Origin of the sequence: Flagellimonas marinaquae (assembly GCF_003992675.1) — a bacterium.
GTDB lineage: Bacteria > Bacteroidota > Bacteroidia > Flavobacteriales > Flavobacteriaceae > Flagellimonas > Flagellimonas marinaquae.
The window spans coordinates 22,928-37,500 of sequence record NZ_RZMZ01000008.1 but is presented as its reverse complement, the minus strand read 5'-3'; the positions used below and the strand labels follow the sequence as shown (position 1 = coordinate 37,500).

At 43.8% G+C, this 14,573-nt stretch carries 11 protein-coding genes and 1 tRNA gene (1 of these 12 cut by a window edge); 10 read left to right on the top strand and 2 right to left on the bottom strand.

What is annotated here, in order from left to right:
- On the bottom strand, window positions 1-4,205 hold the 5' portion of the coding sequence (gene gltB / locus EO130_RS06180; protein ID WP_127140664.1) for a glutamate synthase large subunit. 301 nt of this gene lie to the left of the window's left edge; the window shows 4,205 of its 4,506 coding nt (coding positions 1-4,205); the start codon lies at window positions 4,203-4,205; its stop codon lies beyond the left edge, outside the window.
- Between the two features lie 307 nt (window positions 4,206-4,512).
- Window positions 4,513-5,655, bottom strand: coding sequence for an acyl-CoA dehydrogenase (locus tag EO130_RS06175; protein ID WP_127140663.1), 1,143 nt, complete (start codon window positions 5,653-5,655; stop codon window positions 4,513-4,515).
- A 235-nt stretch (window positions 5,656-5,890) separates the two neighbouring features.
- On the opposite strand from EO130_RS06175, the gene nhaD reads away from it, so the two are divergent.
- The 10 genes from nhaD (at window position 5,891) to EO130_RS06125 (ending at window position 14,572) form a co-directional block, all read left to right on the top strand.
- Window positions 5,891-7,276 carry a sodium:proton antiporter NhaD gene (nhaD, locus tag EO130_RS06170; protein ID WP_127140662.1) on the top strand — a complete coding sequence of 462 codons (1,386 nt, stop codon included), beginning with the start codon at window positions 5,891-5,893 and terminating at the stop codon, window positions 7,274-7,276.
- A gap of 57 nt (window positions 7,277-7,333) precedes the next feature.
- A complete protein-coding gene (locus EO130_RS06165) occupies window positions 7,334-8,026 on the top strand; it encodes a MotA/TolQ/ExbB proton channel family protein (protein ID WP_127140661.1) in 693 nt (230 codons plus the stop codon).
- Window positions 8,027-8,036: 10 nt separating this feature from the next.
- Window positions 8,037-8,423 carry an ExbD/TolR family protein gene (locus EO130_RS06160; protein ID WP_127140660.1) on the top strand — a complete coding sequence of 129 codons (387 nt, stop codon included), beginning with the start codon at window positions 8,037-8,039 and terminating at the stop codon, window positions 8,421-8,423.
- On the top strand, window positions 8,423-9,310 hold the full coding sequence (locus EO130_RS06155; protein ID WP_127140659.1) for an energy transducer TonB: 888 nt from the start codon (window positions 8,423-8,425) through the stop codon (window positions 9,308-9,310). The genes EO130_RS06160 and EO130_RS06155 overlap by 1 nt, the downstream gene beginning before the upstream one ends.
- A complete protein-coding gene (locus tag EO130_RS06150; protein WP_127140658.1) occupies window positions 9,310-10,521 on the top strand; it encodes a bifunctional folylpolyglutamate synthase/dihydrofolate synthase in 1,212 nt (403 codons plus the stop codon). The genes EO130_RS06155 and EO130_RS06150 overlap by 1 nt, the downstream gene beginning before the upstream one ends.
- Before the next feature lie 71 nt (window positions 10,522-10,592).
- Window positions 10,593-10,670: transfer RNA gene (locus EO130_RS06145), tRNA-Val, on the top strand.
- Between the two features lie 212 nt (window positions 10,671-10,882).
- Window positions 10,883-12,013 (top strand): NAD(P)/FAD-dependent oxidoreductase, encoded by a 1,131-nt coding sequence (locus tag EO130_RS06140; protein WP_127140657.1) that lies wholly within the window; start codon window positions 10,883-10,885, stop codon window positions 12,011-12,013.
- Window positions 12,013-12,723, top strand: coding sequence for a methyltransferase domain-containing protein (locus EO130_RS06135; protein WP_127140656.1), 711 nt, complete (start codon window positions 12,013-12,015; stop codon window positions 12,721-12,723). The genes EO130_RS06140 and EO130_RS06135 overlap by 1 nt, the downstream gene beginning before the upstream one ends.
- Entirely contained in the window at window positions 12,724-13,776 is a 1,053-nt protein-coding gene (locus EO130_RS06130; protein WP_127140655.1) for a type III polyketide synthase, read from the top strand.
- A 1-nt stretch (window position 13,777) separates the two neighbouring features.
- On the top strand, window positions 13,778-14,572 hold the full coding sequence (locus EO130_RS06125; RefSeq protein ID WP_127140654.1) for an enoyl-ACP reductase FabI: 795 nt from the start codon (window positions 13,778-13,780) through the stop codon (window positions 14,570-14,572).
- The last annotated feature ends 1 nt before the right edge of the window (window position 14,573 follow it).

The window sequence follows — 14,573 nt, the reverse complement described above, 5'->3', positions numbered from 1 at the left end:
GAACCTAGTATCACTGCAACGCCACCTGTCATATATTCGCAGCCGTGGTCACCGATTCCTTCCACAACAGCTTTGGCTCCCGAGTTTCTTACGCAGAATCGTTCTCCGGCCTTACCATTAATGTATGCTTCACCAGAGGTGGCACCGTATAAGGTTACGTTCCCTGTAATCACGTTTTCTTCTGGTTTAATTGTGGATTTAAACGGAACCTTGACCACTAATTTGGCGCCCGAAAGTCCCTTCCCGAGATAATCGTTGGTGTTTCCATTGACCACCATAGTAAGTCCCTTGGTGGCAAATGCTCCAAAACTTTGACCTGCCGAACCCGTAAAATTTAGTTTAAGGGTATTTTCTGGTAATCCTTCTTCTCCATAAATTTTGGAGATTTCATTACTTATGATGGCACCAACGGCCCTGTCTGTATTTTTGATTGGGAAGTCCAAAGTGGTTTTCTCCTTACGAAATAGGGCAGGGTGTGCCTTTCCTATGATCTCAAACTCTATGGATTTGCTGATGTCATGAACCTGCTTTTCTGTATTGTACAGTTTTGTTCCCTCTGGAACGTCGATACGGTACAGAATGGGAGTAAGGTCAATTCCAGCCGCCTTGTAGTGTTCAATGGCTTTTTTTCGGTCTAGCTTCTGCACTTGGCCCACCATTTCATTCAAGGTCCTGAAACCTAGTTTTGCCATGATTTCACGCAGTTCCTGCGCTACGAAGTACATATAGTTGACCACATGCTCTGGTTTACCTTCAAACTTTTTACGCAATTCAGGGTTCTGCGTTGCAATGCCTACGGGACAGGTGTTTAGGTGGCAAACGCGCATCATGATGCAACCTGAGGCTACAAGGGGCGCTGTGGCAAATCCAAATTCTTCGGCTCCCAACAAGCAGGCGATGGCTACATCCCTTCCCGTTTTTAATTGTCCGTCACATTCCAAAACCACTCTGTTTCGCAGATCGTTCAGTACCAATGTTTGCTGTGCTTCGGCAATTCCTAGTTCCCATGGCAAGCCAGCGTGCTTTAAGGAAGTCAATGGCGATGCCCCGGTACCTCCATCGAATCCGGAAATGAGTATGACATCGGCCTTTGCCTTGGCAACCCCGGCTGCTACCGTACCTACACCAACCTCTGAAACCAATTTTACGTTTATACGCGCTTCCCGGTTGGCAGATTTTAGGTCGTAGATCAATTGGGACAAATCCTCAATCGAATAGATGTCGTGGTGTGGGGGAGGGGAAATCAATCCAACATAGGGCGTCGAATTCCGTGTTTTGGCAATGGCCGGATTGACTTTTGGTCCTGGCAGTTGTCCTCCCTCGCCAGGTTTGGCTCCTTGGGCCATTTTGATCTGGATTTCCTGGGCGCTGGTCAAATAGTTGGAGGTGACCCCAAATCGACCCGACGCCACTTGTTTGATTGCACTGTTCTTCCAGTCGCCGGTTTGACTTTTATAGAAACGAGCCGAATCCTCTCCACCTTCACCCGAATTGCTCTTTCCTCCAATTCGGTTCATGGCAACCGCAAGATTTTCATGTGCCTCTTGACTGATACTTCCGTAGGACATTGCCCCAGTTTTGAACCTTTTAACGATTTCCGTCCAAGGTTCCACTTCTTCAATGGGAATAGGGTCGTAATTCGAAAAATCGAACAGTCCGCGGATGGTCATTAGGTTTTTGGATTGCTCATTGACCAATTTGGAATACTCTTTATAGGTTTCCGGCTCGTTGTTGCGTACCGATTTTTGAAGCATGGCGACACTTAATGGATTGAACATGTGTTTCTCGCCGTTCCTTCTCCAACGGTACTCTCCGCCCACCTCTAGATCGAGATTGGCAGCTATATCCTGTGATAGGAACGCCTTTTTATGGCGTTTGGTAACTTCTTTTTCTATTTCGTACAGTCCGATTCCCTGAATTCGGGTGGGGGTATTGGGGAAATATTTATTGACCACGGTGGTGTTGATACCGATACATTCGAACAATTGAGACCCCCGGTATGAGTTGAGCGTGGAGATACCAATTTTGTTCATCACCTTTAAAATACCTTTTCCAACCGCTTTATTGTAATTTTTGACGGCTTCTTCAAAAGTATAATCCGTGATATTGTTTTCTTCGATTTGTTCCCCTATGATTTCGTTCACCAAGTAGGGATTGATGGCACTTGCGCCAAAACCAAAAAGGAGTGCGAAGTGATGCACTTCCCTCGGTTCTGCGGATTCAATAATAATGCTCAGTTTGGATCGTTTGCCCAATTTTCTAAGGCCACTATTTACGTAGGAACAGGCCAAAAGTGCTGGAATGGGTGCCATCTCTGCGCTTACCATTCTATCCGATAGGATAATGATGTTGGCCTCTTCATCGATGGCATTGGATGCTTGTTGCAATATACCGTCCAAAGCCTCTTCCAATCCATTGTGTCCTTTCTGGACTTCATAGAGCATAGGGATAGAGACTACTTTGTAGTCGGGACTCGCATCATAATTTTTGATTTTATCCAAATCCTCTTTCGAAATAACGGGATTTTGGATTTTCAACTTCCGACAGTGCAGTTCCGAAAAGTCGAAAATATTATGGTCACTGCCCAAGGTCAAACTAATATCGGTAATCAATTCCTCACGAATACCATCCAAAGGTGGATTGGTTACCTGGGCAAAAAGTTGCTTAAAGTAATTGTATATCAACTGTGGGCGTTCGGACAATACCGCTATGGGTGTATCCGACCCCATGGAACCGATGGGCTCTTTTCCATTTTCGGCCATCGGCATAATGATGGTGTTGATGTCTTCCTGGGTATAGCCAAAAGCGGACCTCCGGGTCTTTAGCGGAAATTCGCCAAAGAAAACAGGACAATCATTGTATGGAATTTCCTTAAGATGTACCAAATTATCCTTAAGCCATTTTTTATAGGGATGTTTTTTGGCTATTCGCTCCTTGATTTCCTCATCGTTTACAATTCGGCCTTCCTCCATATTCACCAAAAACATTTTTCCAGGCTCTAATCTACCGTGGAATTCAATGTCTTCTGGTTCGAGTTCCACCACGCCCGTTTCGGAGGACATGATAACATACCCCTTTTTGGTTACGGAATATCGTGAAGGCCGCAAACCGTTTCTATCAAGTACGGCACCGATGTAGTTGCCATCCGTAAAGGGAATGGAAGCGGGTCCGTCCCAAGGTTCCATAAGGCAGGAATTGTATTCGTAAAACGCTCGCTTGGCTTCAGACATATCCGGGTTTTTTTCCCATGCCTCTGGTACCAACATCATCATGACCTCAGGAAGTGAACGCCCTGTCATCAGTAACAATTCTACGACCATGTCCATACTGGCCGAATCGGATTTTGCAGGCAACACCACGGGAAGGATTTTTTTGATGTCCTCACCGAACCATTCACTTTCCATGAGTTCCTCGCGGGAGCGCATGCGCGAAACATTACCCCTTAAGGTGTTGATTTCCCCGTTATGGCACATATATCTAAAAGGTTGCGCCAAATCCCAATTGGGAAAGGTATTGGTGGAAAATCGCTGATGCACCAAAGCCAATCGGGTCACTACCCTTGGGTCCAAAAGGTCTTCGTAGTATCTGCTGATGTCCTTGGGAACCAACAGGCCTTTAAAAATGATGATTTTAGTGGATAAACTGGGAAGGTAGAAAAACTCACTCTCCGATAGTTTACTCTCAATTACGGTATGTTCAGTTATTTTACGGGCAATGAAAAGCTTGAGGTTAAATTGAAACTCATCCAAATCTTCAGTTTTTCCAACGAACACTTGCATGACGTATGGTTCGGTTTCTGCAGCGATCCTTCCCGGAACGGAACGATTTACAGGTACGTTCCGCCAGCCCAATAGTTGAAGCCCTTGTTTGGCTATGTTCTCTTCAAAAACCTTGGTACAGAAATCGCGCTGGTTTTCTTTTTGGGGAAGAAATACGTTACCTACAGCATATTCTCCAGCTTCGGGCAAATCAAATGAGCAGGTATCCTTGAAAAATGCATGGGGTATATCAATGAGAATACCAGCACCATCTCCTGTTTTTCCATCGGCACTTACTGCGCCCCGGTGTTCCAATTTATCAAGAATTTCGAGGGCTTTATGGATAATATCGTTCGATTTGATGCCCTTCAGACTACAAATGAAGCCTGCCCCGCAATTGTCATGCTCAAATTCTGGTAAGTATAGACCTTGTCTCTTCAATCCCATCATTAACGTATTTGCTCAAAAATATCAAAAAAGATGAGGAAAACACAAGGTTTTTGTTGATTATCAGACAAATAAACAACGTTATCACAAAAAGGTTAAAAAAAATTCAATTTAGGAAATATCGTAAAGGTAAATTGTCATACTCTCAAATGGGTCGCTGAAACCGATGCCTCCCCTTACCGATGCAGTGGGGCGCTTTCTTTTTTTAAGTAATGAGACAAAGGTGTCCACCTAATAATGGGGTTGGATTTGCTGAAAAAGAAGAAAATTAAAAAGAAACCCCCTCTTTCTGGAGGGGGTCTATGTTTTAATCGGTTAAAATGCTTCTGGAAATAACGATTTTCTGGATTTCGGAAGTTCCTTCGTAAATCTGGGTGATTTTAGCATCTCTCATGAACCGCTCCACATGGTAATCTTTTACATATCCGTTACCACCGTGTATTTGAACGGCCTCGATAGCGGTTTCCATGGCCACTTCGGAGGCATAGAGTTTGGCCATTGCTCCAGAAAGTGTGTAATCATTGCCATTATCCTTGTCCCAAGCGGATTGATAGACCAAATGGCGGGCTGCTTGGATTTTGGTATGCATGTCGGCCAGTTTGAACGCTATGGCTTGGTGGTTGGCAATCTCGGTGCCAAAGGCTTTACGCTCTTTGGAATATTTTAGGGCCAATTCGTAGGCTCCCGCTGCAATCCCAAGTGCTTGTGCGGCAATACCTATCCGTCCGCCAGCCAAGGTTTTCATGGCAAACTTAAAGCCAAAACCATCTTCGCCTATGCGATTTTCCTTGGGTACTTTAACATCATTGAACATGAGGGAATGGGTATCGCTACCACGAATCCCTAATTTATTCTCCTTAGGTCCAATATCGAAACCCTCCATGCCTTTTTCAACGATTAGGGCGTTGATGCCCCGATGTCCTTTTTCCCTGTCCGTTTGGGCGATAACCAAGTAGACCTCGGCTATGTTCCCATTGGTGATCCAGTTTTTGGTGCCATTTAATAGGTAATGGTCTCCCTTATCAATCGCAGTGGTCTTTTGAGAGGTGGCATCACTTCCCGCTTCAGGCTCTGATAGGCAGAATGCTCCAATGATTTCTCCAGTGGCCAAACGGGTCAGGTATTTTTCTTTTTGTTCTTCAGTTCCGTACGTTTCGAGTCCCCAACACACCAAAGAATTGTTTACCGACACCATTACAGAGGCAGAAGCATCAATCTTGGATAGTTCTTCCATGGCCAAGACATAGGAAAGGGTTCCAAGGCCGCTTCCTCCATATTTCTCATTTACCATCATCCCCATAAAGCCAAGTTCTCCCATTTTTTGAACAAGTTCCCAAGGAAATGTCTGGGTTTCGTCGCGTTCGATGACCCCTGGCAAAAGTTCGTTTTGGGCAAAATCTTTGGCCGCCTGTTGTATCATTAACTGTTCTTCGGAAAGTGTAAAATCCATAAAACTGAATAATATTTAAAAACTACCTACAAATATAATCTTCCGGTATCAAATTTCTATGGATTGATGTCGATAAATGCGAATTTTTGAATTTTAAGAAAACGTTTTGAGTTCAGGATCTTCGGTTTTAGATATTTTTATACCAATTAGATTATGCGGAAAAATTCATTTTGAATATCTTTAGCCACACAGATAACTGCTCAAAACATAATTCCTTAATTAAACCAAACTTAACATGGAAACCATTTTAGTTGTCATTTTTGTAATTGGATATTTGGCAATTACCCTAGAACATAATTTAAAAATCGACAAATTGATTCCTGCTTTGGCCATGATGGCCATCTTGTGGGCGTTAATGGCTTTTGGGATCGACGGCTTCAGTACGTGGTTCGATTCTGGTAACCATTCCCTGTTGGAAAACTTTGGAGCTTTTGGGCACGAAGAGAAAATGGAATTGATGGAGGAAACCCTTTTGCACCATTTGGGCAAGACTTCCGAAATTTTGGTGTTCCTGTTGGGTGCCATGACCATTGTTGAAATCATTGATTACTTTGATGGATTTGCTACTATAAAATCGTTTGTAAAAACAAGGAGCAAGAAAAAAATCCTTTGGATTTTCTCTTTCCTAGCGTTTATTCTCTCGGCGATTATAGACAACCTTACCGCTACCATCGTGCTTATTTCCATCCTTCAAAAGATAGTGAAGGACAGGGAAGTGCGAATCTGGTACGCCGGTCTGATTATTATTGCAGCCAATGCGGGTGGTGCATGGTCGCCTATCGGGGACGTTACCACCACTATGCTATGGATCGGGGATAAAGTTTCTACGGCCATGCTCATCGAACATTTGTTGATACCGTCATTCGTGTGTATGCTCATTCCTTCGTTCATCGCCTCTTTTTTACCCGCCTTCAAGGGAGAAATAGATATGGAAGAAGAAGATGGCTCTAAATCAAAATATGGGCCTAGGATGCTTTATTTGGGTCTTGGCTCCATAGTTTTTGTACCCATCTTTAAAACCGTGACACATTTGCCACCCTATGTAGGAATGATGTTATCACTTGCCGTAGTGGCAACTTTTGCTGAAATCTACAGTAATAAGAAGATCACTATTTCCAGTTTGGATCAAGAAAGCGATGCCCATGCATCCCACAGTCCGGTGCATAGTGCGTTGACCAAGATTGAATTGCCCAGTATTTTGTTCTTCTTAGGTATTTTGATGGCAGTTGCTGCCCTTGAATCTTTGGGTCTCCTGTTCAACTTTGCCGAAGGATTGAAGCAAGGTATGCCTTTGATGGGAACAGAAATGGCCGGAACTCGGGTGTCCGATTTAGTGGTAATCCTGTTAGGTGTTGGATCGGCCATTATTGATAACGTGCCTTTGGTGGCAGCGAGTTTGGGTATGTTCTCCGAACCATTGGATGACCAACTATGGCACTTTATCGCATACTCTGCTGGAACAGGGGGTAGTATGTTGATTATCGGCTCTGCCGCGGGCGTTGTTGCCATGGGTATGGAGAAAATTGATTTCTTCTGGTACCTCAAAAAAATATCGTGGCTGGCCTTTGTAGGTTTTATCGCTGGAGCAATTTGCTACATGGGTATGCGATATTTGTTCTAAAAGATACTTTAGTTCAAAAATCTCCGTTATACTTGCATAATAAATTGGGGATTTTATATGAATATTTTTCAAGAAGTAACGGAGGGTGCTGAAGCGGCTGCTTCAATTTCCGAGGAAAAAACCTTGTCCGTAATCGACCTTATCGTAAATGGAGGAACAGGAAGCGTTATCATAATCATGGTGCTTTTTGTTCTTCTTTTTGTTGCTATGTACATCTATTTTGAACGCATTTTTGCCATTAAGGCAGCATCCAAGATAGATAAGAATTTCATGAACCAGATTCGCGACCATATCAGCAATGGTAAATTGGAAGCTGCCACCTTGCTATGTGCCCAAACGGACTCTCCCGTAGCGCGACTCATCGAGAAAGGGGTGGCGCGAATCGGAAAGCCTCTGGACGACATCAATACCTCTATTGAAAACGCCGGAACGCTTGAAGTGTACAAACTCGAAAAGAACGTAAGTGTACTTGCCACCGTGGCGGGTGCCGCACCCATGATCGGTTTCTTGGGAACCGTAATCGGTATGATTTTGGCTTTTCATGAAATGGCGAGTAGCGGCGGACAAGCTGAAATGGGTTCCTTGGCATCCGGTATTTACACGGCCATGACTACTACAGTAGCAGGTCTTATTGTCGGTATCATCGCTTACATCGGTTACAACCACTTGGTGAACCGAACCGATAAGGTGGTGCACCAAATGGAGGCCAATGCAGTTGAGTTCCTGGATTTGTTGAACGAACCTATATAAACCCTTTGCTATGAAACTAAAGGGAAGAAATAAGATAAGCCCTGAATTCAGCATGTCATCCATGACGGACATTGTGTTTCTGTTGTTGGTGTTTTTCATGCTGACCTCCAATGCTCCAAATGCGTTGGATTTGCTATTGCCAAAGGCTAAGGGTAAATCGACCAATACACAGAATGTTTCGGTCACCATAAATAAGGACCTGCAGTATTTTGTGAACAACGAGCAGATTAACAAAGAATACATTGAAATTGAATTAAAAAAGGCACTTGAAGGTCAAGAAAAGCCTACCATCATCCTTAGGGCAGAAGAGAACGTCGCCATCAAAGAAGCGGTCAACGTTATGGATATTGCCAATAGGAACAGTTATAAGGTTATCTTGGCAGTGCGGCCAAAATAATGTCCTTTTTAGATACGAGACACAAGAAAAAATCCTTTACGCTCACCACACTGTTGTTGAGCGCATTGCTGCTATTGCTTTTTTATATCGGATTGACCTATCTCGACCCGCCTATAGAAAATGGTATTGCGGTCAACTTTGGGACCATGGAATTTGGTAGTGGCGAAGTACAGCCCACGGAAAGGGTACGTTCCGAACCCAGGGAAGTGGAGAGACAGCCTGAGGAGCCTCAGGAACAAGCAGAACCTGTTCAACCTGAGCAAACAGTTGTGGAAGAAGCCCCAGTGGAGGAGGTACTCACCAGCAACGATGAAGAGACCATCAAACTAAAACAACAACAAGAAGCCAAGCGTAAAGCCGAGGAAGAAGCCAAAAAGGCTAAAGTTGAAGCCGAGCGTATTGCCCGTGAAAAACGGGAAGCTGAGGAACGCAAGCGACAGGAGCAAGAGGCCAAGAAGAAAAGCGTGGATGCTTTGATTGGTGGAATTGGCAAATCTGAAGGAACCACGACTGGCAGCGAAGGCGACGATGATAAGGCTGGGGACAAAGGTCAACCGGATGGAGATCCATATGCCACCTCGTACTATGGTGCGCCAGGTAGTGGAAGTGGAACTGGAGGTTATGGACTTAACGGTAGGTCATTGGCCAACCAAGGAAAGGTGCAACAAGAATGCAATGAGGAAGGTCGAGTTGTGGTAAGGATAGTGGTGGATAGAAATGGAAAGGTGATACAAGCACAGCCCGGTGTTAAGGGCACCACGAATAATGCGCCATGTCTCTTGGAGCCCGCCCGTAAAACAGCTATGCTTCACCGTTGGAATTCCGATGCCAATGCACCTGCACAGCAAATCGGGTTTGTGGTCGTCAACTTTAAATTGGGACAGTAGTGACCTATAAAGAGACGTTGGACTGGATGTTCGGGCAGCTCCCGATGTACCAGCAAAAAGGTGCCGCAGCCTTGAACGCCAAGCTGGACAACATTATCCATTTTTGTAATGTACTCGATAATCCGCAGCATAAATTCAAAAGTATACATGTGGCGGGTACCAATGGAAAGGGCTCCAGTAGCCATATGTTGGCGTCCATTCTCCAAGAGGCCGGCTACAAGGTCGGACTCTACACCTCACCCCATTTAAAGGATTTTCGGGAACGCATCAAAATCGATGGGGAGGTGGTCAGCAAAAACTTTGTAAAGGAATTTATAGCGAAGTACCAATCCTTTTTTGAATACAACAAGCTGTCCTTTTTCGAAATGACCGTTGGGATGGCCTTTAGCTATTTTGCAGAGGAAAAAGTGGATATTGCTGTAATTGAGGTCGGTTTGGGCGGACGTTTGGACTCTACCAACATCATTACTCCCGAAGTGGCGCTCATTACCAATATAGGGATGGACCACACCCAGTTTTTGGGTGATACCTTGGAAAAAATAGCCTTGGAAAAGGCAGGGGTGATCAAGTCCAACATTCCCGTAGTGATTAGCGAAACCCAACCTGAGACCAAAATGATTTTTAACCTGATTGCGCATCAGCTCAAATCGGATATAGTTTTTGCCGATAACGATCCAGCCACTGGGTACCGAACAGATTTATTGGGCGATTATCAACAAAGGAATATTAATGGTGTTGTTGCCTGTATTCATCAACTCAAAAATTTTGAGGTTCCGGAGCGGGCCATTTCGGAAGGATTACAAAACGTAGTGAAGAATACTGGACTCATGGGTAGATGGCAAGTATTGCAAAAAGAACCTCTGGTGGTCTGTGATACGGCTCACAATAAAGAAGGACTGCAATTGGTCTTGAAACAGGTGGAAAAACAATCTTTTAATAAACTCCACATGGTGTTGGGTTTTGTGAAGGACAAGGATGTAAGGTCGGTACTGACTCTTTTTCCAAAAGATGCCCATTATTACTTTGTAAAGCCAGCCATCCCTCGCGGTATGGATGCAGAACAACTTAAGGAACTTGCAGAAGAACAAGGACTTAAAGGAGAGGTTTGCAAATCGGTGAGCATGGGTCTAAAGGAGGCACTAAAACACGCAGCGGTTGCGGATATGGTTTATGTTGGGGGCAGCACTTTTGTTGTGGCCGAAGTCGTATGATTTTTTTTCATCTTTTTATTTTTTAAATCAAAAACTGTGTTATATTTGCACTCCCATTTAGCAAATTGAATGGGCGCTTAGCTCAGTTGGTTCAGAGCACCTCGTTTACACCGAGGGGGTCGGGGGTTCGAATCCCTCAGCGCCCACCAAGTAAAAACCTTCGATTTTTCGAAGGTTTTTTTGTTTTTAGCCCTACCAAGGACAATATTCTTTCTTCAAACTTCTTTTGTGAACTAAGGTGTCTTCAAACTGTAAAGCACTGGTTTATTCCTTAAATTTACAGAACACGGTACAATGAATGTTTTAGTTTGTTGTAGGTAAAGCCATTCTCTACGAAAAGGCGCAATAACAAGGATTTTAAATGACAAGTCAACAGTTTGATGTGATTATTGTAGGAGGCGGTTTGGCGGGTTTAACCAGTGCCATTCACCTGGCAAAACATCAATTTCGAGTTCTTATCATTGAAAAAAATAGTTATCCAAAGCATAAGGTCTGTGGGGAATACGTATCAAACGAAGTATTGCCTTACCTCAACTATCTAGGTTTTGACCCTTTCGAATTTGGGGCCCAACGCATTTCTGATTTTGAGCTCACCACCCACAATAACAAAGCCATCAAGGCTAAATTACCTTTGGGTGGATTTGGCATTAGTAGATACGAAATGGACTTTAGGCTGTATCGACTGGCAGTACAGCATGGTGTTTCGGTAGTTGAGGATACTGTGGTCGATGTCCTTTTTACGGATGATATGTTTCAGGTTCAAACCAAAAAGGGCCAAAGTTTTACTTCAAAAATCACAATAGGTGCCTTTGGAAAACGATCTAATCTGGACCTGAAGTTCCAGCGTGAATTCATCAGCAAAAAATCACCATACTTAGGGGTGAAAATTCATGTATCAGGGGATTTTCCCAAAAATAAGGTGGCACTTCATAATTTTAAAGGGGGATATTGTGGTGTTTCCAAGGTGGAGAAGGAACATATCAATCTATGCTATATCACTAGCTACGCAGCATTCAAAACGTACAAGGATATTGATGACTTCCAAGATAAGGTCTTATTTAAAAACAGGGCGCTCAAGGAGGTGTTTCAGCACTCAAATCCCGAATTTGAACAGCCATTGACCATCAGCCAAATTTCCTTTGCTACCAAAAAGCCTATCGAAAATCATATGATCATGTGTGGGGATTCGGCCGGAATGATTCATCCATTATGTGGAAATGGCATGGCCATGGCGATTCGAAGCGCACATTTGGCATCGAACCTTATTATTGACTATCTTCAAAACAAAAAACAAACGCGAGCAGAATTGGAGCGAAAGTATGCTACGGCTTGGAAAAGAACATTCAGTTTTAGGTTGAAAGTAGGGCATAGCATTGCCTATTTATTCCGACAAGATTGGTTGGCACCAAAATTACTGCTAGTTTTAAGGGGAATGCCTTTTTTAATACCGTCGATCATACGGATGACCCACGGTAAACCCGTACAAGTTTAATGAGCTTATTTTTAAACACCACATACAGAAGTGATGCCACAGAACTAATGGACGATTTTTCCATGAAGGGCGAATTGCTTCGCGATACTTTGGACAAGCTTGGAAAAATAAACAAGTGGCTGGGCGGAAACCATGTAACCTTGAATGGCCTTCGCCAACTCTTGAAAAATCAACCTAAAGACAGGGTATTAACCATCGTGGATTTGGGTTGTGGCCATGGGGATATTTTAAGATTGATTGCAGATTTTGGACGAAAGCACAACTACTCCTTCGAACTTATTGGTATTGATGCGAACCAAGATGCTATCGAGTACGCCGATGAATTATCCGTGGCCTACGAAGAGCTATCATTTAGGAGTGTGGATGTTTTTTCAGAAGAGTTCCGTGCTATGGAGTACGATATTGTGCTTTCCACTTTGTTTTTGCATCATTTGAATGAAGATGAAATCCAAGCCCTATTAAATACCGTGACCACAAAAGCCAAGCTGGGCGTGGTCATCAACGATTTACATCGCAGCAGCATGGCTTATGGATTGTTCAAGTTATTGGGACTAGTCATTTCCAACCACATGATTGTGCAGGACGGATTGACATCCATTTTAAGAGCTTTCAAGCGAAAGGAAATCGAACAAATATCAAGTCAACTTAACCTTAATTCTAAAATTAGTTGGAAATGGGCTTTCCGCTACCAATGGCTAATTAAACCTTAAATGGCAGTAAAAATAACCTCGGTTGCAAAGCAACTACCAAAATATAGCAGGGAAACCAAAGACATTTTACCTTACGTAGAGCTTTGGCTCGAAGGGCAAGAGGAACGCTTTAAGCGAAAAGTCCTCAAGATTTTTGAGAACGCCGCGGTGGATAAGCGCTATTCCATCATGGCACCTGAAGAAGTGTTTTTAAAGACCTCATTTGAGGAAAAAAACGACATTTATACGCGAGAATCCATAAAATTGGCAGAAAAGAGCCTTTTGAAAGCTTTACAAAAGGCGAATCTTGAACCAACGGATTTGGACTACATTATCACGGTGAGTTGTACCGGCATTATGATTCCTTCCTTGGATGCCTATTTGATCAACCGGTTAAAGCTGAAACAGGACATTGTGCGGTTGCCAGTAACCGAGATGGGGTGTGCGGCAGGAGTATCGGGGATTTTGTACGCTAAGAATTTTTTAAAGGCCAACCCCAACAAGCGAGCGGCTGTTATCGCTGTGGAATCGCCCACGGCAACGTTTCAGCTCGATGATTATTCGATGGTCAATATCGTAAGTGCAGCCATATTTGGTGATGGTTGTGCCAGTGTCATTTTATCATCTTACGAAGATGAGGTTGGTCCGGAAATCAAGGATGAAGCCATGTACCATTTCTATGATGCAGAGCATATGATGGGGTTTAGATTGAGGAATAGCGGGCTACAAATGGTATTGGACCAGTCCGTTCCGCAGACCATTGCAGATCACTTCCCGGATATTATCCACCCTTTTTTGGAGCGTAATGGCCTAACCATTGCCAACGTGGATCATTTGGTCTTTCATCCAGGGGGGAAGAAAATTGTCCAAACAGTTGAGGATCTTTTCGGTGCCTTGGGGAAAAATATAGATGATACCAAAGAGGTTTTGAGACTGTACGGGAATATGAGCAGTGCTACGGTACTTTATGTGTTGGAACGATTTATGGACCGAAAATTACCAAAAGGAGATACGGGCATTATGCTCAGTTTTGGACCTGGGTTTTCTGCTCAGCGAATATTATTGGAGTGGTAATATGAAAGAATTTACAGATAAAAATTATTGGGCCTTAATACTCGGTGGCAGCAGCGGACTGGGTTTGGCAACGGCAAAAAAGTTGGCGAAACATGGCATGAACATTTGTGTGGTATATCGCAGTCCCCGAATGCAGGAAGAAGCTATTCTCGAAGAGTTTAAAGTGATGGAGCTAGAGGGTGTTCAGTGTAAAGCATTTAACACAGATGCTTTCAATCCACAGAAGAGGGAGGCACTGATCCAAGAATTGAAATCAATTCTGGGGAATAATCACAAGATACGCACCATGGTGCACAGTGTTGCCAAGGGCAACCTAAAACCTATGGTATCGGATGGGGAATCGGAACTTAAGCACGATGATTTTGCTTTGACCATTCAAGCAATGGGTATTAGTTTGTACGATTGGACCAAAGAAATATTTGAAGCAAAGCTTTTCGCATCCGACGCTCGAATAGTCAGTTTTACCAGTGAAGGCAATTCCAAGGCATGGCGCAGCTACGCAGCTGTTTCTGCGGCCAAGGTGACCCTTGAGGCCATTACCAGAAACATAGCCTTTGAGTTTGCGCCCTACGGAATCAGGACCAACTGTATCCAAGCAGGGGTAACGGACACCACCTCTTTACGCATGATTCCCGGAAGTGAAAAAATTATACAGTATACCTTAAAACGAAATCCCAATAAACGTTTGACTACTCCTGAGGATGTGGCCAACGTTGTTTATTTGCTAACAAAGGACGAAGCCGCTTGGATTACGGGAACAGTGATTCCAGTGGATGGTGGCGAACACTTGGTGTAAA

Bases quoted from the DNA above. Each gene is read 5' to 3' on its own strand.
- EO130_RS06175 (WP_127140663.1), bottom strand. From the start codon at position 5,655: ATGGATTTTACACTTTCCGAAGAACAGTTAATGATACAACAGGCGGCC.
- nhaD (WP_127140662.1), top strand. From the start codon at position 5,891: ATGGAAACCATTTTAGTTGTCATTTTTGTAATTGGATATTTGGCAATT.
- EO130_RS06165 (WP_127140661.1), top strand. From the start codon at position 7,334: ATGAATATTTTTCAAGAAGTAACGGAGGGTGCTGAAGCGGCTGCTTCA.
- EO130_RS06160 (WP_127140660.1), top strand. From the start codon at position 8,037: ATGAAACTAAAGGGAAGAAATAAGATAAGCCCTGAATTCAGCATGTCA.
- EO130_RS06155 (WP_127140659.1), top strand. From the start codon at position 8,423: ATGTCCTTTTTAGATACGAGACACAAGAAAAAATCCTTTACGCTCACC.
- EO130_RS06140 (WP_127140657.1), top strand. From the start codon at position 10,883: ATGACAAGTCAACAGTTTGATGTGATTATTGTAGGAGGCGGTTTGGCG.
- EO130_RS06135 (WP_127140656.1), top strand. From the start codon at position 12,013: ATGAGCTTATTTTTAAACACCACATACAGAAGTGATGCCACAGAACTA.
- EO130_RS06130 (WP_127140655.1), top strand. From the start codon at position 12,724: ATGGCAGTAAAAATAACCTCGGTTGCAAAGCAACTACCAAAATATAGC.
- EO130_RS06125 (WP_127140654.1), top strand. From the start codon at position 13,778: ATGAAAGAATTTACAGATAAAAATTATTGGGCCTTAATACTCGGTGGC.